General features: G+C 55.0%; 19 protein-coding genes and 1 pseudogene. 13 read left to right on the forward strand and 7 right to left on the reverse strand.

From position 1 onward, the window contains the following. The first annotated feature begins 26 nt into the window (after positions 1 to 26). The 13 genes and pseudogenes from ABIE59_RS17720 to ABIE59_RS17780 all read left to right on the forward strand — a co-directional run bounded on the left by ABIE59_RS17720 (position 27) and on the right by ABIE59_RS17780 (position 13069). Positions 27 to 1280 carry an efflux RND transporter periplasmic adaptor subunit gene (locus ABIE59_RS17720; protein ID WP_011784125.1) on the forward strand — a complete coding sequence of 418 codons (1254 nt, stop codon included), beginning with the start codon at positions 27 to 29 and terminating at the stop codon, positions 1278 to 1280. After that, positions 1277 to 4444, forward strand: coding sequence for an efflux RND transporter permease subunit (locus ABIE59_RS17725; protein ID WP_011784126.1), 3168 nt, complete (start codon positions 1277 to 1279; stop codon positions 4442 to 4444). The genes ABIE59_RS17720 and ABIE59_RS17725 overlap by 4 nt, the downstream gene beginning before the upstream one ends. Continuing rightward, on the forward strand, positions 4434 to 5867 hold the full coding sequence (locus ABIE59_RS17730) for an efflux transporter outer membrane subunit (RefSeq protein WP_011784127.1): 1434 nt from the start codon (positions 4434 to 4436) through the stop codon (positions 5865 to 5867). The genes ABIE59_RS17725 and ABIE59_RS17730 overlap by 11 nt, the downstream gene beginning before the upstream one ends. Further along, positions 5851 to 6318, forward strand: a complete 468-nt coding sequence (locus tag ABIE59_RS17735; RefSeq protein WP_011784128.1) for a GbsR/MarR family transcriptional regulator — start codon at positions 5851 to 5853, stop codon at positions 6316 to 6318. The genes ABIE59_RS17730 and ABIE59_RS17735 overlap by 17 nt, the downstream gene beginning before the upstream one ends. A 228-nt stretch (positions 6319 to 6546) precedes the next feature. Further along, positions 6547 to 7167, forward strand: coding sequence for a glutathione S-transferase family protein (locus ABIE59_RS17740; RefSeq protein ID WP_354448951.1), 621 nt, complete (start codon positions 6547 to 6549; stop codon positions 7165 to 7167). 63 nt (positions 7168 to 7230) lie between these two features. Then, on the forward strand, positions 7231 to 7899 hold the full coding sequence (locus ABIE59_RS17745) for a cupin domain-containing protein (protein ID WP_354448953.1): 669 nt from the start codon (positions 7231 to 7233) through the stop codon (positions 7897 to 7899). 43 nt (positions 7900 to 7942) lie between these two features. Further along, positions 7943 to 8509 (forward strand): TetR/AcrR family transcriptional regulator, encoded by a 567-nt coding sequence (locus tag ABIE59_RS17750; protein WP_041336046.1) that lies wholly within the window; start codon positions 7943 to 7945, stop codon positions 8507 to 8509. Positions 8510 to 8653: 144 nt separating this feature from the next. Next, positions 8654 to 9460, forward strand: coding sequence for a dienelactone hydrolase family protein (locus ABIE59_RS17755; protein ID WP_354448955.1), 807 nt, complete (start codon positions 8654 to 8656; stop codon positions 9458 to 9460). A gap of 85 nt (positions 9461 to 9545) precedes the next feature. Beyond that, positions 9546 to 10637 carry an aldo/keto reductase gene (locus ABIE59_RS17760; protein ID WP_354448957.1) on the forward strand — a complete coding sequence of 364 codons (1092 nt, stop codon included), beginning with the start codon at positions 9546 to 9548 and terminating at the stop codon, positions 10635 to 10637. Between the two features lie 139 nt (positions 10638 to 10776). Next, positions 10777 to 10863, forward strand: a pseudogene (locus tag ABIE59_RS17765) (MipA/OmpV family protein); the annotation flags it as partial. Between the two features lie 113 nt (positions 10864 to 10976). Next, on the forward strand, positions 10977 to 11426 hold the full coding sequence (locus tag ABIE59_RS17770; protein ID WP_354449010.1) for a MipA/OmpV family protein: 450 nt from the start codon (positions 10977 to 10979) through the stop codon (positions 11424 to 11426). An 820-nt stretch (positions 11427 to 12246) separates the two neighbouring features. Further along, complete coding sequence (locus ABIE59_RS17775; protein WP_041336904.1) at positions 12247 to 12549, forward strand: type II toxin-antitoxin system TacA family antitoxin; 303 nt, start codon at positions 12247 to 12249, stop codon at positions 12547 to 12549. Positions 12550 to 12628: 79 nt separating this feature from the next. Beyond that, positions 12629 to 13069: a hypothetical protein gene (locus ABIE59_RS17780; protein ID WP_227544378.1), complete on the forward strand. Its 441-nt coding sequence runs from the start codon at positions 12629 to 12631 to the stop codon at positions 13067 to 13069. Between the two features lie 456 nt (positions 13070 to 13525). Here the strand turns inward: ABIE59_RS17780 and ABIE59_RS17785 are convergent, their stop codons facing one another. From ABIE59_RS17785 to ABIE59_RS17815, 7 genes are all read right to left on the reverse strand, one after another. Beyond that, positions 13526 to 15229 (reverse strand): sigma-54-dependent Fis family transcriptional regulator, encoded by a 1704-nt coding sequence (locus ABIE59_RS17785; protein ID WP_126813266.1) that lies wholly within the window; start codon positions 15227 to 15229, stop codon positions 13526 to 13528. A gap of 375 nt (positions 15230 to 15604) precedes the next feature. Beyond that, the gene (locus tag ABIE59_RS17790; protein WP_041336041.1) at positions 15605 to 16630 is read right to left on the reverse strand and encodes a 2Fe-2S iron-sulfur cluster-binding protein; all 1026 of its coding nucleotides are present in this window, start codon (positions 16628 to 16630) and stop codon (positions 15605 to 15607) included. Positions 16631 to 16711: 81 nt separating this feature from the next. Beyond that, positions 16712 to 17704, reverse strand: coding sequence for an aromatic/alkene monooxygenase hydroxylase subunit beta (locus tag ABIE59_RS17795; protein WP_354448960.1), 993 nt, complete (start codon positions 17702 to 17704; stop codon positions 16712 to 16714). Between the two features lie 30 nt (positions 17705 to 17734). Then, complete coding sequence (locus tag ABIE59_RS17800; RefSeq protein ID WP_354448962.1) at positions 17735 to 18067, reverse strand: MmoB/DmpM family protein; 333 nt, start codon at positions 18065 to 18067, stop codon at positions 17735 to 17737. 185 nt (positions 18068 to 18252) lie between these two features. Then, the gene (locus tag ABIE59_RS17805; protein ID WP_128709963.1) at positions 18253 to 18591 is read right to left on the reverse strand and encodes a monooxygenase system ferredoxin subunit; all 339 of its coding nucleotides are present in this window, start codon (positions 18589 to 18591) and stop codon (positions 18253 to 18255) included. A 14-nt stretch (positions 18592 to 18605) separates the two neighbouring features. Then, on the reverse strand, positions 18606 to 18866 hold the full coding sequence (locus ABIE59_RS17810; protein WP_128709962.1) for a toluene-4-monooxygenase system B family protein: 261 nt from the start codon (positions 18864 to 18866) through the stop codon (positions 18606 to 18608). 35 nt (positions 18867 to 18901) lie between these two features. After that, the gene (locus tag ABIE59_RS17815) at positions 18902 to 20398 is read right to left on the reverse strand and encodes an aromatic/alkene/methane monooxygenase hydroxylase/oxygenase subunit alpha (protein ID WP_354448965.1); all 1497 of its coding nucleotides are present in this window, start codon (positions 20396 to 20398) and stop codon (positions 18902 to 18904) included. Positions 20399 to 20444 lie beyond the last annotated feature (46 nt).

Below are 20444 nucleotides of genomic sequence, written 5' to 3' on the forward strand. Positions count from 1 at the left end.
CTTTTGCCCATTCAGAGGTTAGTTATATGCAGACAGAGAAGAGTTTGATGGTGCGGCTATTTGGGGTCCGCATGTTGCCAATGTGGTTGGCGGTTCTTTTGCTGGCTGGTTGTGACAATTCCTCCGGTCAGGCAAAGGCTGAACGGTCAGCGCCGCCGCCTCCGGAAGTCGGGGTTGTTGAAATGCAGCCGCAGCGTGTGAACCTTTCAATGGAACTGCCGGGCAGGACCGCCGCTTACCGTATCTCGGAAGTGAGGCCGCAAGTCACGGGCATTTTGCAGGAGCGCTTGTTTGAACAAGGCGCCCAGGTCAAAGCAGGTGAGGTCCTCTACCAGATCGACCCCAACCGATACCGTGCTGCCCATCAACGGGCCCAGGCAGAACTGGAGCGCGCACAGGCCGAATTGCGACAGGCTCAGCGGGAGTGGGCACGTACGTCAGACTTGTTTGAGAAGAATGCGGTCAGCAAGCGTCAGCGTGATGAAGCGCTATCGGCCTTGGAGGCAGCCCGGGCGGATGTCTCCCGATCCGAGGCGATGGTCGAAACGGCGGGTATCGAGCTGGCGTATACCGAGGTCAAGGCTCCCATCGCCGGGCGCATTGGCCCGACACTGTACACGGAGGGTGCACTGGTAACCGCCAATCAGCCCCAGGTCCTGGCGCGCGTGGTTCAGCTTGATCCCATGTATGTCGATATTCAGCTACCGGTCGAAAAACTGGCTCGAATTCGGTCGTCTCTGAATGAGGGCGCGGCTTCTAAGCCCGGCCTAAATGAAGCCGAGACTGTTTTGTTGCGCGATGACGGTACTCTCTATCCGCATAAGGGACGCGTTGACGTTGCGGATGTTACCGTCAACCAAAGCACCAGTTCGGTCACTGTGCGGGCGGTTTTCCCCAATCCTGACGAAGACCTTCTGCCTGGAATGTACGTGCGCGTTCGCCTGAGCGAGGGGGTGCGGGAGAACGCCCTTCTGGCGCCGCAGCAGGGCGTGAGCCGTAATCCGCAAGGCGAGGCCACGGCGTTGCTGGTCAACCCGCAGGGAGAAGTTGTTGCCCGCCAGTTAGAGGCAGAGCGGGCCATTGGCGCTTTCTGGCTGGTGGAGAACGGGTTAGAGCCGGGGGATCGCCTTATCGTCTCCGGTCTGCAAAAGGTTCGGCCAGGGGCCAAGGTGAAGCCGGTTGAGGCAGATGTTCCATTACATCCCACCCAAAACCAGCAAGCCAGTGGCAAGGATAGTTCACAGAAAAGCGCCTCCGACGACGAGGGCCCCGCACAATGATTAATTTCTTCATTTCCAGGCCCGTTTTTTCCTGGGTTCTGGCCATTGTCGCCATGTTGGCGGGCATCATGGCGATCTTCGTTTTGCCGGTCCAGCGATACCCGTCGGTGGCGCCGCCGGCGGTGGAGATTCAGGCCGATTATCCTGGCGCCTCGGCGGACACCGTGTCCAATACGGTGGTTCAGGTCATTGAACAAGAGATGACCGGCCTCGACAATTTGCTCTATATGGGGTCAACAGCGGATTCCTCAGGCCACGCTACGGTTACTCTCACCTTTGCGGCGGGCACCGATCCGGACATTGCCCAGGTCCAGGTGCAGAACAAGCTCAAACTGGCGGAACCGCGGCTCCCGGAGGTGGTGCGCCAGCAGGGGATCAGCGTCGAGAAATCCAGCACCAGTTTTCTGATGGTAATGGCATTCGTCTCTACCGACGGTCGCCTCAGCAAGCTGGATATCGCCGATTTTATCAGCTCCGAGTTAGCCGAACCCATTGGACGGGTAACTGGTATCGGCAGCGTGCAGGTTTTCGGCTCTGAATATGCGATGCGGATTTGGCTGGACCCTTCGGCGTTGACCAATTACGGCCTGACCGTCGCCGACGTGAGCGCCGCCATCGAGGCGCAAAACGCCCAGGTCACCGCCGGCCAGCTCGGCGGGCTGCCCGCGGTCGAGGGTCAGCAGCTCAATGCCACGGTCACCGCCCAGACCTTGCTCACCTCAACCGAAGAGTTCCGCAACATCCTGCTCAAGAGTATGCCCGACGGGTCCCGGGTGCGCCTGGGGGATGTTGCCCGCGTTGAGCTGGGCGGCGGTGCAGTCCAGATTGACACTTTCTACGATGGCGAGCCGGCAGCCGGCCTTGGCATCAATCTGGCGCCGGGTGCCAACTCGCTTGCGGTCACAGAGGCTGTTAAAGCGCGGCTCCAGGAGCTCGAGCCGTATTTTCCGGAAGGGGTGGAGATTCGGTATCCCTACCAGACGGCCCCCTTCGTGGAGGCCTCCATCGACGCGGTGGTCACAACCATCATCGAGGCAATCGCCCTGGTGGTCCTGGTCATGCTGGTATTTCTCCAGAGTTGGCGGGCTACCCTGATACCAGCGATCGCAATCCCGGTGGTGCTGCTGGGCACCTTTGCGATCATGGCGGCCTTCGGCTTTTCCATCAACATGCTCACTCTCTTCGGTCTCGTATTGGCGATCGGCCTTCTGGTGGATGACGCCATCGTGGTGGTTGAGAACGTCGAGCGTGTGATGCATGAGGACGGCCTGAGCCCGATGGAGGCGACGCGCAAGTCCATGGGGCAGATAGCCAGCGCGCTGATTGGCATCGGCGTGGTGTTGTCTGCGGTGTTTATCCCGATGGCCTTCTTTCCGGGCTCCACCGGGGCAATCTATCGGCAGTTTTCCCTGAGTATTGCTGGTGCCATGGTGCTTTCGGTGCTGGTGGCTCTGATTCTGAGCCCCATGCTGTGTGGTCGGATCCTCAAGCCCACGCATGAAAGAACCTTGCTGCAAAAACTGTTCGGCTGGTTTGAGGCAGGCCTGGGGCGACTGACCCGGGGCTATGTCCGCCTGGTTGGCCATACGGCGCGCCACGCCTGGCTCTACACACTGGCGTTCCTGGGCATCGTCGGCCTGGTGGCCGTTCTCTTTGTGCGGTTGCCCGGCGGGTTCCTGCCCGCGGAAGACCAGGGGTTCGCCGTGGTGCAGTATCAGTTGCCCGCCGGTGCGACCCAGCAGCGCACAATCGATACGATTCAGGTTATCGAAGATTACTTCATGGACCAGGATGAGGTGCAGGGCCTCTTCACAATCGCTGGTTTCAGCTTCGCTGGCCGGGCGCAGAACGCGGGACTGGCGTTCGTCAATCTCAAGCCATGGAGTGAGCGCGATCCCGAGACGCAAAGCGCCGACGCGATCATTCAGCGGGCGAACCGGGCGCTTGCCGGGCTGGTGCGTGATGGGCGGGCTTTTGCTTTCAATTTGCCACCGATACCGGAATTGGGGCAGGCCCTGGGCTTTGAATTGCGTTTACAGGATCGGGGTGCCATCGGGCATGAAGCGCTCATGGCAGCGCAAGGTCAATTGCTGCAGTTGGCGGCCGAAAGCCCCGTGCTGACGAGTGTGCGCCCCAACGGTTTGGCGGACAATCCCCGCTACAAAGTGGACATTGATTACGAAAAGGCGCAGGCCCTTGGCATAGAGCCGTCCGAGATCAGTCGACTTCTGTCGGTGACCTGGGGCTCGCAATACGTTAACGATTTTCTCCATGAGGGGCGGGTCAAGCGAGTCTATGTTCAGGGTGATGCCCCTTTCCGGATGCTGCCTGAGGATTTTGAGGCGTGGTATCTGCGAGCCGCTAACGGAGAGATGACCCCGTTGAGCGAAGTGACGAACGGACGCTGGGAGTATGGCTCACCGCGCCTTGAGCGTTTCAACGGTGTTCCGTCCCGTCAGATTCAGGGTGAGCCGGCACCGGGCTACAGTACCGGTGAGGCCATGGCGGAGGTCGAACGTTTGATCGCTCAACTCCCGGACGGTGTGGCCGGCGCCTGGAGCGGCCTGTCCTATCAGGAGCGCCAGGCCGGTGCCCAGGCATCCCTGCTTTACGCGCTGTCGGCACTGGTGGTGTTTCTGGCGCTCGCCGCGCTCTACGAAAGTTGGACCATACCCATTTCCGTGATGCTGGCGGTGCCCTTGGGCGTACTCGGGGCGGTACTTGCAGCGATGGTTCGCGGGCTTCCTAACGACGTCTTCTTCCAGGTTGGCATTCTGACCACCGTTGGTGTGACTGCGCGCAACGCTATACTTCTGGTGGAGTTCGCCCGCTCGTTAGAGGATCAGGGAATGAAATTGATCGAGGCAACCAAGGAAGCGGCGCGAGTGCGCTTGAGGCCGATTCTGATGACATCGGTTGCTTTCGGCATGGGTGTGTTGCCGCTTGCTTTCGCCAGTGGTGCCGGTGCAACCACCCGTATTGCGATAGGAACGGCGGTTCTTGGCGGCATGATTTCGGCAACGATACTGGCGACGTTCTTTATTCCACTGTTCTATGTGGTCGTCCGCCGTATCACGGATTTTCTGAGTGGCTCCAGAGACCAGGATGACTCGGCTGCGGCCGCTCCCGGACGGGCAAATGGAGGTGTGGCTGATGACCGTTAAGGTATTGCTGACCACTTTGATGGTGTTGTCACTTGGTGGCTGCTCACTCGCGCCGACTGTTAAGAAGCCCGAGCCGTCGATGCCGGAAAACTGGACGTCCGCACGACTTTCGGCGGACGAGAAACTCCCTCTGGACTGGTGGCGTGGCTATGGCGATCCGGCACTTGTCACGCTTGTTGAGGAGGCACTTGATGCCAACAACGATCTGCAGCTCGCCGCTGCCCGGGTTGCCGAAGCAAGGGCGCTCCTTACCGGACAGCAGGCAGAACGATACCCACTTCTGGAGGTGGAGGGCTCCGCGGTGCGCCAGGGCCCGAGTGAGGAGTCCGTCAACAGTACTGGTGGTCAACCCTTCAATGATATCCAGGTTGGCGGTGTTCTATCGTACGAGCTGGATCTCTGGGGGCGGCTTGCCAATGCCAGCGAAGCAGCCCGGGCACGGCTTCTGGCCAGTGCAGCGAATCGCGAGGCCGTGCGACTGGCCGTGATTGGTGAGGTGGCCAATGGTTACTTCAATTTGCGTGCGCTTGATCGTCAGATCGACATCGCGGAACGCACCGTGTCGTCCCGCCGCGAATCGGTCGCCCTGCAACGGGCCCGGTTTGAAGGAGGCGAGATTAATGAATTGGCCCTGCGGCAGGCAGAATCCGAGCTTGCGGCCGCTGAATCCGAACTTCCGAGGCTTCGCCAACAGCGCTCCCTTCAGCGAAACGCCTTGGCAGTGCTTCTGGGGCGAGATCCACAACGGATTGTACGTAGTGATATTTCCGTAGCGAATACCATTGGTGAGATGGATGTTCCGGCCAGTATCCCTGCAGGCCGACCAGCAGATCTGATGGTTCGGCGACCCGACATTGCCGCAGCCGAACAGGAATTGATCGCGGCCAACGCCGAAATCGGTGTTGCCCGGGCGGCGTTTCTGCCCAGGATTTCATTCGAGGGGCTGCTGGGCCTGCGAAGTGCGTCCGGTGGCGACTTGTTCCAGGGTTCGGCATCCACGTGGCAGTTGGGCGGCTCGTTAGTCGGCCCGTTGCTGGACTTCGGGCGTTCCGAGGCACTAGTCAATCAGGCGGAGGCGCGTCAACGCCAGGCCCTGATTGCGTATCGTCAGGCCATTCAGGTGGCGTTTCGGGAGGTGCTCGACGCGATGGCCGGGGTGCGTGGTACCGAAGATCGCCTGGAAGCGCAGGCCCGGCAGGTAGCAGCACTGCGAAGCACGGCTAAACTTGCGCGATTGCGCTTTGAGGGTGGCGCGTCCAGTTACCTGGAGGTGCTGGACGCTGAACGAAGCCTGTTTACAACCGAACTTGATCTCGTGGAAACGCGGCGCGATCACTTGCAGTCGACGGTTAATTTGTATCGCGCGCTGGGCGGGGGTTGGCAGAATTCATTGCAATCTTCTGATTATGAAAACACTGACTGAATCAGACAGGCGTTTTATTGAGCGCCTCGGTCTTCAGGCTCAATCTGAAGGCTTTTCCCGCATCGCTGGGCAACTTTGGGCGACACTGATCGTGTCGGATGGTCCCGTCAGCTCATCGCAGCTTGTGGATACGTTGCGTGTCAGTAAGGCGAGCGTCAGTACGAATACGTGCTTTCTTGAAAGACTCGGCATTGTTGAGCGTCGAACAATGCCGGGTGAGCGCCAGGACTTCTTCGCGATTCGTCCCCATCCCTACGCTGCCTTGGTGGAAGGGCAGATAAAACGGCTCGAGGCCAGAAAGGAGGTGATCGCCGAAGCCAAGGCAACCATTACCAATGAACAAACGCTTGCCAAGCTGGCTGATCTGGATCAGTTCTACACCCTGTATTATGAGAGCTCCAAAGACCTTCTAAAGCAGCTGAAATCTCAAATCCATGGACATAAAAAATAATAACATCAAAGGTTTAACCTTGGATTTAATCCGGGCCTGAAGGAAACGCGGGCTATGTCAGAGCAACCCTGGCTGGTGTTACTGCGAGGAGGCCTGAATGGTTTTTGCCATCTGGAATGTCTGGTCAGCGGCTCAAAGCAAAGCAGACTAATTAAATTGCCTCTTGCGCACCTATCTACTGATAGGTAAATTAAACGTCGTATGCTTAATGACCAACAGAGGTAACCAATGAAAATTTACGACACTGAAGGCTTTCCCAACCCGCTGCGCGTTCGCATCGCTCTGGCAGAAAAAGGCGCAACAAACCAGGTGGAATTCGTCCCGGTCGATGTCATGGGCGGCGAGCACCGTTCCGAGGCGTTCAAGACGAAAAACCCGGATGCCACCGTGCCCATGCTGGAACTTGACGACGGCACCTGCATCGCCCAGTGCAATGCCATCACCGAATATATCGACGGCGTCTTTGATGGTCCGTCCCTCATGGGTTCAACCCCAGCGGAGCGTGCCCGTATCGCAATGATGAATCTGCGGGCAGAAAACGGTCTGATGAACGCCGTGGGTGCCTATTTCCATCACGCGACCCCGGGGCTTGGCCCGGATCTGGAAACTTGGCAGTGTGCTGAATGGGGTAATAAACAGAAAGAAATTGCCAGCGCAACCATGGCCTATCTTGACAGCGTTCTGGCGGACAATGAGTTTCTCGCAGGCGACAGCTTCTCGGTCGCAGACATCACCGCCTTTGCCGGCCTGGGGTTTGCGGATTTCGCGAAGGTTGACATTCCCGAGTCCCTGACCAATCTCCAGGCCTGGCGCGCAAAAGTCGCAGCCCGTCCTTCAATTGCCGGGTGATTCGATACCCTCGGGTTTAATGCAAGCGCTGAAAACAGGAAGGCCAAAAAGGGGAGGAATATCATGGAGATTAATGCAGATTTCTCCAAACCGGTGGTTATGCATTCCGACCAGATTGAATGGCAGCCCTCGCCCATGAAAGGGGTGGAGCGGCGCATTCTGGACCGGATCGGGGACGAAGTTGCCCGCGCCACCACCATCGTGCGTTATGCGCCGGGCAGTCATTTCTCGGCGCATACCCATACCGGTGGAGAAGAATTCATTGTACTCGACGGTGTGTTCCAGGATGAGCACGGTGATTTCCCTGCCGGCAGTTATGTGCGCAACCCTCCAACCACGTCACATATTCCGGGCTCTGACACGGGCTGCACGATATTTGTGAAACTGTGGCAGTTCGACCTGGCCGACCGCACCCAGTTCAGCAAGAATATGGAGGCCGAGCTGGGCGCCCCAGTGGGCGGCGTTGCCACCGCAAAGCTGCATGAGGACGATCGTGAGATCGTGACCTACAGCCAGCTCGATGCGGGGGCGACACTGACCTCTGAGGCGCCCGGCGGAATCGAACTGCTGGTGGTCGAAGGTTCGGCTACCAGGGATGGCGAGGTGCTGGCCAGGCATGACTGGCTGCGCCTCCCTGAAGGACACAGGTTGTCCGTGACGGCCGGGGACGACGGCGCCAAGATCTGGATGAAAACGGGGCACCTGCGATTTGCCGGGGCGCCGACGGTATAAGCCCGGCAATAGCGGGATTGAACAGGCAGACAGGTGAATAACCATGAACCGTGATACCAGAACAGCCCTGATGGATCTTGCCGAGCACACCGTCCGGTCACGGGGCTTTGACGGGTTCAGCTACGCGGATCTGGCCGAGGCCATCGGCATTCGAAAGGCCTCGATCCATTATCATTTCCCCACCAAGGCGAAGCTCTCCGAAGCCTTGATCGAGCGCTATCAGACCAGTCTGCAGCAGGGTCTGACCGAGATAGACGCAGCCCATGCCAGCGCCTGCGCGCGCCTCAAGGCACTCATTGCCCTGTACCGCGGGGCGTTGCATGATGGCCAGACCGTGTGTCTGTGCGTTGCCTTTTCGACCTGTCGCGAAAGCTTGTCCGACACCGTCATTGCCAGAGTCGGCGCCGTTCGCGCAATGGTTCTGCAGTGGATTACGGCAACGTTTGAACTGGGACAAAGGGATGGATCCGTCTCGGCCATCCTGGGTCCCGCCGATGAAGCGCAGGCGACCCTGGCGATGCTGGAAGGGGCCCACCTTGCCGCGCGCACCGAAGAAGACCTCGCCGTGTTTGATGCCGCAACGCGACTGCTGCGCGCCCGCTGCCAGTAACGACGGGACAGGAATCGCGCTTTGAGCGAGCGATTAAATTCGTGTTCGCTCACCCGGCGACATTTCCTGTGAGCTTTGGTCGATGTCTACCCGTACATAATCGCTACGCAAATTGACTCATAACGAGCGAAAAGGAGCAAACAGATGATGAGCACCCTGAAAACAGCACTGGCAGCAGCCACGCTGTCACTCACTGTTGCAAGTACGCAGGTACTGGCAGAAACGCAAACCAGAACCATCGAGTATCAAGTCGGCGACGAGACCTTCACCGGCTACATGGCCTGGGATGATGAATTCGGGCAAAAGCGTCCGGGCGTTCTGGTGGTCCATGAATGGTGGGGGCACAATGAATTTGCCCGGAATCAGGCAGAACGGCTTGCTTCAGCCGGCTATACGGCGTTTGCGCTGGATATGTATGGCTCTGGCAAACAAGCCGACCATCCCGATACCGCCCAGAAGTTCATGCAGGAAGCCACCCGGGACATGAGTCAGGTCAAGGCGCGCTTCATGAAGGCGATGGACATCCTGAAGAACCACGAAAGTGTTGATGCGTCCCAAATTGCGGCACAGGGTTACTGTTTTGGCGGCGCCGTGGTTCTCAACATGGCGCGCATGGGCGTCGATCTGGACGGCGTTGTCAGCTTCCACGGCGCGCTCGGCAGCCCCCTCACGGCTGAACCCGGGTCCGTGAAAGCCAGGATCCAGGTGTACACCGGCGGTGCCGACAAGCTGGTCCCCTCGGATCAGGTCGCGGGCCTGGTCAAGGAGATGCAGGATGCCGAAGTCGACCTTACACTGGTGAGCTTCCCCGGAGTACTGCACTCATTCACCAACCCAGGCGCCGATAAGATCGCCGAGGAGTTCGGCATGCCGGTTGGTTATGACGAAGAGGCTGCCCGCCGATCCTGGGATGGCACCATGCGTTTCTACAAGGCAATCTTCGCCCAGTAACACAAGCGGGTGCAAAAAAAACCGAAACCGGCAGTATTTACAGTGAATTCTGGAACACCAACCGAAAAGCATGATGAGGTGCAACATGGCAACTGAGAGTTTACCACTGTTCGATGGAGACAATCGTCCAGGCTACAAGTCGCTGGGCAACTCGGGGCTGTTCGTATCCGAACTGTGCCTGGGCACCATGACCTTCGGCGGCGATGAGGACATCTGGGGCCTGATCGGCCAGTTGCAGCAGGAACAGGCCGACGAACTCGTGAAGATCGCCCTGGAGGCGGGGATCAACTTTATCGATACCGCCAACATCTATGGTTTCGGCGCCAGTGAGCGCATCGTCGGCCAGTCCCTGAAGAATCTCGGCGTTCACCGCGACGATGTGGTACTGGCCACCAAGGTGCTTGGCCCTATGGGGGCAGGCCCCAATGCCCGTGGTGCTTCCCGCGGCCATATCATGAGTGAATGCAAGGCGAGCCTGGTGCGCCTGCAAACGGACTATATCGACCTGTACCAGATCCACGGTTTTGACCCGGCCACGCCGATCGAGGAAACTCTGGAGGCACTGAACACCCTGGTGCAGCAAGGCCATGTGCGTTACGTGGGCCTGTCCAACTGGGCCGCCTGGCAAGTGATGAAAGCCATCGGCATCACCCGGGCCCGCAACCTGTGCCCGATCATATCCATGCAAGCCTACTACACCCTCGTAGGTCGCGACCTGGAGCGGGATATTATTCCGATGCTGGAATCTGAGAACGTCGGTCTGATGGTGTGGAGCCCACTGGCCGGGGGTTACCTGTCCGGTAAATACGAGGGGCCGGACGTTTCCGAAGAAAACCGGCGCGCCAAGTTTGACTTTCCGCCCGTCAACCGCGAGCGGGGCAGCGAAGTCATCAAGGTTATGCGGGAGATTGCCGATGGCAAGCAGATCGACGGCGAACCGGTCAATGTGGCACAGATTGCCCTGTCATGGCTGCTACACCAGAAGCCTGTGACCAGCATCATCGTTGGCGCCAAGCGGCCCGAGCAGCTCAGGGACAATATCCGCGCGGCCCAAATCCGCTTGTCCGACGATGAACTGGCAGCCCTGGATGGAGTCAGCCGCCTGCCCGAGGAGTACCCTGGCTGGATGATGAAGATGATGGCGGGGTACCGGGATCCGGTAAAGCCGGGAGAATGATGTCGCCAATTGATATCACGGGTAGCCGCGCCGCTCTGGTGCGGCTACCGGGGGAGGAGAGCATGAATATATTGTAAAACGCAGAAGCGCATGCCCACTGATCGCTGCATTGTATTTGCTGGCTGTTGCAGCGCCAAGCGTGGCAGGCGAAGAATGGGAAACCAGTCTCGGGGCCGGTGCGCTCTATGCTCCTGATTACCTGGGCAGTGATGACTACGAAACCCGGGCCTTGCCGATACTGAGGCTGAGCTATGGCGATCGTTTCTATTTTAATTTAACGTTCGCGATGGGCTGGGCTGGAATGCTATTCGCCAAAGCAATTGGCGGGTCTCACCCTTCATTGGCTATACAGCAGGGCGTGACAATGATAATGATCTTCAATTACTGGAAAAGGTTGATGGCGGCGCCATTGCCGGTCTACGCATTGCCTGCGCTGATAATGCCTGGTCCTACAGCGCCACCGCACAGACACCCTTTACCGGCGACGTAAATGGTTATCAATTGGCGTTCAAGGCGCAATGGCGCGATCAACTCAGTGAGAAATGGTCCGCTTCCTTCGGACCAAGCCTGACATACAGCAGTGAAGACTGGACCGAAGACATGTTTGGCATTTCCCCGAGCGAAAGTGCCCGGTCTGGCCTGAGTACCTACAGCCCTGATGGCTACTTTCGTTTTGGTTTGACCGGCAGCTTTAGGGAGCTTCTGTACAACTCTCCGAGACGATGGCGTGGGCTAGGGGGACTACCTGGAGCCACTTACCTACCTGATTTTCCTGAAAATGGCGGATAAGTACAGCAAGCCGCCCTACAGTCGCGATGTGGCGGTCCCGGAGTAGTACAGCTGGCAGTCGCTCACCCGTAAGAAGGGGGCTGAGCTCGAAGTGTTGTATGTTGAGCTATTGCGTGAATTGGGCAGGCAGACCGGAATGCTTGGGCAGATCTTCACCAAGGCTCAAAACAAGATTCAGGACCCGGCCAAGTTGTACGGGGCGGTCCATTGATGAAAAAACGCTCGCCGCAAAATTATGAGTTGCGCTTGAGCACGCGGGAGCGAGCCATGCGGCTCGTGAAAAGCAAGCGTTTGTGAGAGCTTTCAGTGAACTGACGCCCAAGGGGCAAGCGAAATTACTGGCGACGTTCAGCGGAAAGCTCAAATGGGCAAAACAAGTTCTGGAGTAACCCAGTGGCGAAGCCGTTTTTGTTAACGCTCTATACCCAAGACCCTCAACCTGAAGTTCTGGATTTTGGTCAGTTGTACTGACTCGGGCATAGCCTCTGGGGCTGCTCCACCTTTAGCCACATGGTTTTTGCTTCATATGTTGTGCAATAGGGTTTCGCAACATCTGATAGTGAATTTCCGGCAACTTCACCGGCTTTTTCAGAGTGTTGCGAAAACAACTGTTTTTGCAACGTCATTGAGCAATAAGGTTTGAGTGAAGCTTGGTCGAGCTTCCAATTGACATCCGGTTTTGATTAGCCGATAGTGTAGGTACGGTGATTTTCCGTACGGTATGACATTTTAAGTTGCCAGCCAGTAAAACAGTAAAAACGGAAAACACTAAAACAGAGGGTTTGGTCGATTGGCCAGCCCGTTGAAAGAGGGATACCGCATGTCAAAGACAAGCGCGCGGCTGGATTTAAGAATTGATCCAGCGATCAAAGAATTGGCGGCGCGCGCTTCAGCTCTGACCGGGAGTCACAGTCTGTCGGAGTTTGTCATTCAAGCCATCCGAGAGAAGTCGGCTCGCGTGATCGAGGAAGCCGAAGTGTATCGGCTGAATAGTCAGTCGTTTGATGCTTTTGTAGCAGCCTGCGAGGCAGCTCCAGCGCCGAACGAGGCTTTGCTGAGCGCGAAACGTCGCCGTAACAAAAGGATAGAAAACGGTGACCTTGAGGTTGGAACCATTAGATAAGAAGTCCCATGACAGGAAATCGTTTGATTGTGGACTGGAACGGGTAAATGAGTTCCTTTGGCGCGAAGCACGCAATCAGATGGACAAGAAAATTAATCGTACCTGGGTGTTGGTGGACGATGAGCCCGCCAATGTGTTGCCGGCTCCGATTGTGGGTTATTTCACCCTGACCAGCGCCACCGTGGTGCGTGACGAGCTACCAGATCAGGAGACCCGTAGTCGGTATCCTGCCTATCCCATTCCAGTGATCAAGCTGGCGTGGTTAGGTGTTGATAGCAGGCTACACAGCTCAGAGCGCCGACTCGGTGAAACGATTCTTCTTGAAGCTCTGGAAGAGGCATACCGGATTGTTCAGTACAGTGGCATGGGAATAGCGGTAGTAACGGATCCGCTTACCCAGGAAAGTGACCGCTTTTTTAAGCGTTACGGTTTCCTGCCAATGGGAAGGCAATTCGGAGAGCTACAGTCTCTCTACTTACCTATGGGCACAATTGGTCAGCTGATTGATCCTCCATCTTGAGGATGATACTGGCTTCAAATAGCCGTATCGGTGCTCTGATACGGCTATTCCCATTAAGGGTTTGCATTCGTATGAAAACGATTGGTGGCAGGCCGCGGTCATCATTTGTTCCTGGCTGGGCAACGCATGTGGTGTCCAGTGGCTCGCTTGGGCATCGCCGTGCCAGATCTGGTTGTTGAAGGTCAGTGCAATGAAGGAGTTGTCGGGGCAGATATCCAGAGCCATGAAAGCTTGCGGTGGTATTCACCGGCTGGCGTCTCTAGGTTGTGTCTTCATCCAAGTTACTGAAATTAGGTGATTAAAAGGTTTTTCGTGCAGTCAGAGTCTGGATGTATGAGGCCAACAGTTAAGTTTTAATCAAATGATCAAACTTGGACTCTGTTTGCTTATTTCGTGAGGCAGGAGGGTGAAGGCGAAACATCCCTGTTGCTGTAATGCCGTTTTGGTTTTCAGGCTTCAGAAAAAAATGCCCGTTTTTTTCTTCAGTCTGTAGGCCAGAGCCGGGCGTGTCAGTCCAAGAATGCGGGCTGCTCTGGATACGTTCTGATTGGCCTGCTCCATGGCTCTGCGCATGAGCGTCTCTTCTACTTCATCAAGGCTGATCGCACTTTCAAGAATTTGATCCGCCCAGCCGCTGGCGCTGGAGGAGGCATACTCCTGCACCAGATGTCCCTCAACATCCACGGACTCATGGGCCTTTTGGGAGCAATTGGTCGGAAAGACAGCAAAGAGGGAGTCCTGACTAATGGATTCGTTGTTGTCAGTCAGGATCACGCCCCGTTCAATCACGTTTTCAAGCTCGCGGATATTGCCCGGCCACTGGTAGTTCATGCACAGAGCGAGCGCCTTGTCTGAAAGACCGAGAGTCCGCTTGTTGTATCCCGCGTGAAACTTCTTGAGGAAATGTTCCGCCAATAATGGCAGGTCTTCCAGGCGCTCCCGCAGGGGTGGAATCTTTACCGGGAAAACATTCAGACGGTAGTAAAGATCTGCCCGGAACTTGCCGCTCTCAACCGCCTCGGCAAGGCTCTCATTGGTGGCGGCGATTACACGGACGTTGACTGAGCGCGTGCGATTGTCACCCACCCGTTCCAGTTCGCCTTCCTGCAGGACCCTCAGCAAGGTTGCCTGGGCTCGGGGCGTAAGCTCTACTACCTCGTCCAGGAATATGGTGCCGCCATGGGCGCGTTCAAACCGCCCCGGCCGGGACTGGTTTGCGCCAGTGTAGGCTCCCTTCTCGACGCCAAACAATTCCGCTTCAATGAGATCGGGCGGTATAGCCGCGCAATTCACGGCAATAAAAGGTTGTTCCGCCCGCTCACTGCGTAAATGAACGCTTCTGGCAATAACCTCTTTGCCCACACCGGTCTCACCCAGAAGAAGCACCGAGACCTTGCCCAGAGCGGCCTTGTCGATCATTCTGCAGACCTTGTTATACGATGCGGACTGGCCAATCCCGTAATACTGGCCCTGCTGTTTCTCAAGACTGCTGCGCAGCGAACTCACCTGTGACTGCAGGTCGTAGAGCTCTTCGATCATCGGGTCTGCTTTGAAGTACTGGGTGAATTCTTCGGCGTCGTCCCACTCTTCTGCTGGTTTGCCGACGATATGGCACTTTTCATCGCCGCAGCCGCGACAGCTGACTTCTCTGAAGATGATCTGACGGCCCATGAATGAGGAGGTATAGGCGCAGGCATACCCGAGCAGGGACCAGCAGACGGGTTCGTCCATCTGGCCGAGCTCGGTTTGGCAGATCTCCACCTCGAACGAATCAATCCAGTCCAGCTCACCGTAAAAGCCCCCTGTTTCCTGATCGATATCGATCTCGATAGGAACCACTTTCACCATACCCGTCAGGGAGTGGAGTTGTGGTCCGGCCAGGAATATATCGAGCTCACTGCAGTGCGGGCGCAGCTTGCGGGCGAGTTCAGCGTCCCGAAGGCCGGACTGATAACCGAGGCGAAGAAAGAAACCTTTTGCCCGCTCGATACCGATGGTGTTGACCATTTCCCGGCGAAATGCCGCCAGGGCGGAGAGCTGCATCAGTAGCATGCGTTTCTCGCCTAACCAGATTTTGCCTTCCGTGCTTTGGAACTGGATCTGCTCCGTAAGATCCTGAAAATCCACGTATTGCAGCTGTGGCTTATAGCTGATTGCCATGTCAAGAACCCCGTTTGTTGTTGTGTGGGGTGGGGCGCCGCCCGGAGCGAAATCTCAGGGTGCCGACAACAAATGTTGCCGATTTATATAACACCTGACTGGAAGTCAAAAATCAATCAAATGGTAAAAAATTGATCCATGGACTGATGGTTCGGGGGACACCTGAGTATTTGCTGAGATACTCTTCTGAGATTAATCAAATAGTAAAATTGCTCTGTGCTGTGTTAGTTTTTTCTTCGAATTTCCCCGTTCCACCATCCCCGGAGAACAAAATAAAACTTGTTAATACCCGATAATTAAAGTTTTCTGTTGATGTTCAGATTTTTATTTTGCAAGGCTGACTATGTAACTTACCGCGGCCAATGTACCTCTTCTTCAGAAAAAACGATCGAAATGAATCCGATCAAACGGCACTTTGTGATCGATCATCAGCATGCGTTGAACCGCTTCCGTCAGCGGCGGCGGGCCGCAGAAATAGTACTCAAATTCCATCATATGATCGCCCAGTGTCTGCTCGGCCAGTTCATGTATGTAGCAACAAGGGCCCTCCCATTTTTCCTTCTCTGCAGACTGATGATCTGAAACCGCCGTCTTACATATTACTTTCGCTTTCGTGTTTAAAGGTTCGATCTCTGACAGCAATTCCGACGTGCAAAGGTCTTGTGGAGTGCGGCCCCCATAAAAAAGGTGGACCTTGCGTTCGGAGAAGCGTGGATCCCCTGTAATCGCTCGCACAATGGACATTACCGGAGAGAGCCCTGACCCGCCAGCAATGCAAACCACATCACGTTGAATTTCCGGATGAAGGTAGGCGAGACCGAAAGGTCCGTCAATCTCGATCATGCCCCCCGGTTTCAGTTCGTCGAAAAGCCAGTTGGATGCCTTACCTCCTGGCATTCGCTTTATAATAAACTGCCAGCGTCCGGAATCGTTAGAAACATTGGACATGGAATAAGCCCTATCTCCTTCAATACCCGGGACAGTCAGCATGGCATATTGTCCCGGAAGAAAAAGCGCGGGCTCCTCGGCCTGAAAAGAAAATTCGGCCATGTCGGACGTTAGATCACGTCGGCCTACATACTGAACCTGACGACGTGAGGGGCGTATTTCGGGTAGTTTATTATCTGTCAATTGAGCCTTGATGGTGACAGGTCCACTGGCGAGACACTGGCAGGCAAGTTTTCTGCTTTTTCTTTTGTCCCTTGGGCTTAGACCGGGCGCTTCCCCCCATAGGGTTTCAACCTGTCCTTCAACAACGTCTATTTTACAAGACCCACACCCGCCGGAGTTGCATTCGTAGGAGATTGGTATTCCATCACGTAAAGCCGCCCTCAGAATCGTATCCCTGTCGGCGATGGTAAATTCGACATCTGTATCCGCAATTTTTATCTTATTGCTCATATTGTTTATGCCTGTGTCTACTCATGAAGGAACCGGTCATAGCGCGACGACCATCACCGGTTCCTTTAGTGCTTACAAAGATTACAGCCCCATCATTTGGCGAACATAGCGCGACGCGCTTTTCGCTTCGACGACGGCGTTTTCACCGTCAGGTAATGCGCTGCAATATGCCTCTATGGCTTTGTCGGCTAATGGTTCCCATTTGGCAACCCATTTTTGCAACACTTCACGGTTGCCTTCTTTCTCCAGAGCCATTTTAACTAATGCAGAAGACCATCTCCGATGCCGCTCAGCGTCGCGTTTTTGTGCCTGAGTCAAGAGACCGAGCAGAGTATCGCCTTCGGATTGGGCAAGACTACCCAGTTGTTGCAATAGAGCTTCTTCTACAGCCGGTTTGGTAACGAGGTTAATGACCGTAAAAGCTTCACCCCAATCCCAGGCGGTGAGGGCTTTCTCTATCAATTCCCGGAAGCCCTGCCAAGCAGGATCATTTTCCCAAACATCTCGTTCTGTTTCCCCGAAACCCACATCAGGATAACAATTTGCGAGCTCCCTGGTACGGTATGCGGTGTGAGTTAACCAGCGCAAATGGTCTGCTGTCTCGTAAGTTGCACAGTTTGTGATGGTACTGGCCGGTGCAATTTGATGGATATATACTGAGCCCATTTGTAAGGCGTGAAAAAGATACCTTGCTGGTGTATAAACACGGGCTAATGTTTCTACCCATTCACGAGTCAGCATCTGGTCGTGGCCGCGGTCATTGAGTTGATCAAATAATCCCTGAACGTACGACTCTTGCCCGTCTTGAAGTAGGTTATAAGTTCTGTAGACGAGCTGGTCCGGATCGCGAAAAGCATTCCAGTCATCGTGTTTGAGTGGGCTACCAAAGCAATATTTTTTATACCATGTTTGCATTGGGAGGTTTGAGTCTAACTCCCATGGCCTTTCCGGGTTATCCGTGAAGTAGTGAAGATTGGTCGATACAACCTCATATTCACTCGGACGTCGCCGATTGCCAGCAAGGTGCGACCAGGTTTTCAGTGGTTTTAATGCTTCAGGTTGTTGTTCTGACATTGTTCAGTTCTCCTTTATAGTGTGGCCGCTTCAAAGGTGCTTATTGAAGTAGAAACGGACCCGATCGGAGTCCATGTCTATAATTCCAGCGAAAGAGCTTAGATTGATCTCTAACTCCTGCATGCGAAATGGTCGGCCCAGGCATTCTTCAATGGTTTCTTTTCTGAGAATTAATTCATCTTCGGCGCCAATACGTACATAGGCAAGTTTGTCATCGACCTTGATTTCTTTGCCAGGATTGTCGATTTCCGCGGCCTCCCCTACCGCAATCGCCACATCCCCCGACCTGAGGACTGGCCCTACCATGTTATTGTTAAGCGCAGTATCCGATGCGGATAATGTTTGAGCTGTGTTGGTTGTCATTTTGGTTTCTCTATATTGTTTGATTGAATAACCTTTGTTGCGTTGCTTGTACCGAAAACATATGGTCACTTATTACCGTTATGTAAATGTTTCTCCTTCCCACGACTCATCATAAGAACCAAAGCTTAGGCTCTCCATTCAGGGTTCCCCCCTTTTTCGGAGAGCCTAGCTTTATGACGTCCATGTCAGCTGTGGGACTTGAACGGTTCAACCCCTTCCACATCCACGAACACGTCTTCACCCTCGATCTTGACCGGGTATTCAGCGATCCGGCAGTCGGAAGGGTTAATCCCTTCACCATTATGGCAATCAAACTGCCAAAGGTGTGCCTTGCAAGTCAGCACCTTGCCATCGAATTCACCTTCAACCAATTCGATTTCCTGATGTGGGCACATGGCCTGAAAAGCCTTCATATCGCCGCCTTCAACGCCTACGAGTAATATGTCAACGCCGGTCGATGTAGTGAAGGTCTCCATTTCACACTCCCAAACATCATCCAATGTGCAAATTTTTTCGAATGCCATAAAGCGAGAGACCCTCAGTTATCCATAAAAATAATATCGAGTGTTTCGGTAGGCCGAAGCCCCGCATCCGATACGATCATGCCTCGAGGAAACAGCGTCCCATCCTCGTGCCGGCGAACACGTAAAATCTTTTCCGGTTGCGGATGTACCCTGCGATTAATGGAGTGGTAGGCACATTTTTCTGCTACCTGATCCATCGTATCCTCCGTGTCAACGGGCACCAACTGGATAACAAAATCACGCTCAAAATTAGACATAATCGGGAACGTCGCCATGTCCCACCTCCTGTTAAATTGTTTGTTAAATCAAATCAAGCCGCATTGGTTTTTTTCTGGTAGGCCTTGACCCACTCATAATCATGAGCGTCGTCACCCATAACGCCCGGCTCAAGACTCATGTACATTAGGGCACCCGCTAAATCCGCAGGCTGAATTTCACCTTTCAGGAATCGGTCGACAAGGTTCGTATGGTTTTTGTAACGTTCCGGGTCGATCTGGAAACACCAGCGGTCGGCCTCAGAGCCAAAGTGGTAAAGGCGTCCCTCATATTCGAGCTGGTAGTCCTTTACATTCCATTTATTACCTGGAGTATGGGCAATCGGGAGATTGCACATGTTACAGATCGTGGGTAGGGTTTCCGGAACAGTCAACTCTGGTTTACCATTCACTAGGTTATCGGTAATGACATCCCAACACTGGCCCCAGGTATCATTCCAACCGGGATATTTCTCTTCCAGCCATTCCCGCTCTTCAGGAGACACACCAGCTGCCGGATCCCACCAGACTGTGGGGCGCCAATACCACACGCCCAGGTGCATGCCATGGTGTGTTTCATCGAGGTCTTGCATGAACTGATCCCAATACCAAGGTTTGTCGAGCCCTAGATCAAGCAACTGACGTTCAAATTGAGCCACAATCCACTCAAGCATAAACTCCTTAAAGGACTGATTACGCGATTCCAGTGGCGTGTAATAATCCATGATGGGGCCGGTGAGTACCGAGAAAAGCTTCCAAGATCGCCAGATTGCGACATCGACCATTTGTTGTGCTTCGTCTTTTTTACCATTCTCCACCAGGATCTTGAGCGACGGTCCACCTTGCTGTGCGTGACGTGATTCGTCCGTCTGTATGCTTGAAATCAGGCTGGCAAAGGTATGGTCACCGGCCTCAGCAGCGTCAGCGGCCAAACCGAGAAACTGCATATTGGTGAAGCCTGTTTCGAATGCGAAGGTCAGCATGATAGAGACGGCCACGGAATCGCGGGTCATCATCATGTCGTCAAAGAAAGACCGCGCAGCGATTGCCGCCCATTCGTTCGTATGAATGGCTTTGTGTGCCCAATCCCATTTCCTGCTCCGCTTGACATTGGCATACGGAAAGTAGAGTTGGATTTGCCCATGGCGGTTCTCATCCATCATTCCGAAAGTCGCCATATTCCGGTTTCCCGGTGCCTTGGCGAATCGCGCCATGCGGGCTTCAGCAGTACTTGCGGCGTATTCTTCAAGTGCGATCGCTCCAAAGTGAAGTTGCATGGTACTAACCCAGCCTGGATCGGCCCGATCAACGAAACCATCACGTTCCAGTGCCGCTTTGATTGAATATGCGCCGGAGTCTTTTTCTCGCTGAATACTGACGTATTCCGGATAGGTTATCTTGTACGGTTCATCGTATTTTTCCCACGCTTCCATAGGAATGCCACGTGCTCCGCTCATTTCATCCGGAAACAGTTCGTCTTCAGTGACATATTTAGGCGTCCAGTTGGTAGTACGCGTAAGATCGTACCAATCTTCACGTTTTAGCAGTGACATAATGGCCTCCTGTTAGGCTTTTCCTAATTGGTGCTACAGCACCTGT

Origin of the sequence: Marinobacter sp. MBR-99 (genome assembly GCF_040547575.1) — a bacterium.
Taxonomy (GTDB): domain Bacteria; phylum Pseudomonadota; class Gammaproteobacteria; order Pseudomonadales; family Oleiphilaceae; genus Marinobacter.

Coding starts and splice junctions, on each gene's coding strand:
- ABIE59_RS17730 (WP_011784127.1), top strand. CDS start 4,434: ATGACCGTTAAGGTATTGCTGACCACTTTGATGGTGTTGTCACTTGGT.
- ABIE59_RS17800 (WP_354448962.1), bottom strand. CDS start 18,067: ATGACAACCAACACAGCTCAAACATTATCCGCATCGGATACTGCGCTT.
- ABIE59_RS17810 (WP_128709962.1), bottom strand. CDS start 18,866: ATGGCGACGTTCCCGATTATGTCTAATTTTGAGCGTGATTTTGTTATC.
- ABIE59_RS17795 (WP_354448960.1), bottom strand. CDS start 17,704: ATGTCAGAACAACAACCTGAAGCATTAAAACCACTGAAAACCTGGTCG.
- ABIE59_RS17720 (WP_011784125.1), top strand. CDS start 27: ATGCAGACAGAGAAGAGTTTGATGGTGCGGCTATTTGGGGTCCGCATG.
- ABIE59_RS17780 (WP_227544378.1), top strand. CDS start 12,629: ATGGACAAGAAAATTAATCGTACCTGGGTGTTGGTGGACGATGAGCCC.
- ABIE59_RS17760 (WP_354448957.1), top strand. CDS start 9,546: ATGGCAACTGAGAGTTTACCACTGTTCGATGGAGACAATCGTCCAGGC.
- ABIE59_RS17745 (WP_354448953.1), top strand. CDS start 7,231: ATGGAGATTAATGCAGATTTCTCCAAACCGGTGGTTATGCATTCCGAC.
- ABIE59_RS17740 (WP_354448951.1), top strand. CDS start 6,547: ATGAAAATTTACGACACTGAAGGCTTTCCCAACCCGCTGCGCGTTCGC.
- ABIE59_RS17750 (WP_041336046.1), top strand. CDS start 7,943: ATGAACCGTGATACCAGAACAGCCCTGATGGATCTTGCCGAGCACACC.
- ABIE59_RS17775 (WP_041336904.1), top strand. CDS start 12,247: ATGTCAAAGACAAGCGCGCGGCTGGATTTAAGAATTGATCCAGCGATC.
- ABIE59_RS17755 (WP_354448955.1), top strand. CDS start 8,654: ATGATGAGCACCCTGAAAACAGCACTGGCAGCAGCCACGCTGTCACTC.
- ABIE59_RS17805 (WP_128709963.1), bottom strand. CDS start 18,591: ATGGCATTCGAAAAAATTTGCACATTGGATGATGTTTGGGAGTGTGAA.
- ABIE59_RS17725 (WP_011784126.1), top strand. CDS start 1,277: ATGATTAATTTCTTCATTTCCAGGCCCGTTTTTTCCTGGGTTCTGGCC.
- ABIE59_RS17815 (WP_354448965.1), bottom strand. CDS start 20,398: ATGTCACTGCTAAAACGTGAAGATTGGTACGATCTTACGCGTACTACC.
- ABIE59_RS17790 (WP_041336041.1), bottom strand. CDS start 16,630: ATGAGCAATAAGATAAAAATTGCGGATACAGATGTCGAATTTACCATC.
- ABIE59_RS17785 (WP_126813266.1), bottom strand. CDS start 15,229: ATGGCAATCAGCTATAAGCCACAGCTGCAATACGTGGATTTTCAGGAT.
- ABIE59_RS17735 (WP_011784128.1), top strand. CDS start 5,851: ATGAAAACACTGACTGAATCAGACAGGCGTTTTATTGAGCGCCTCGGT.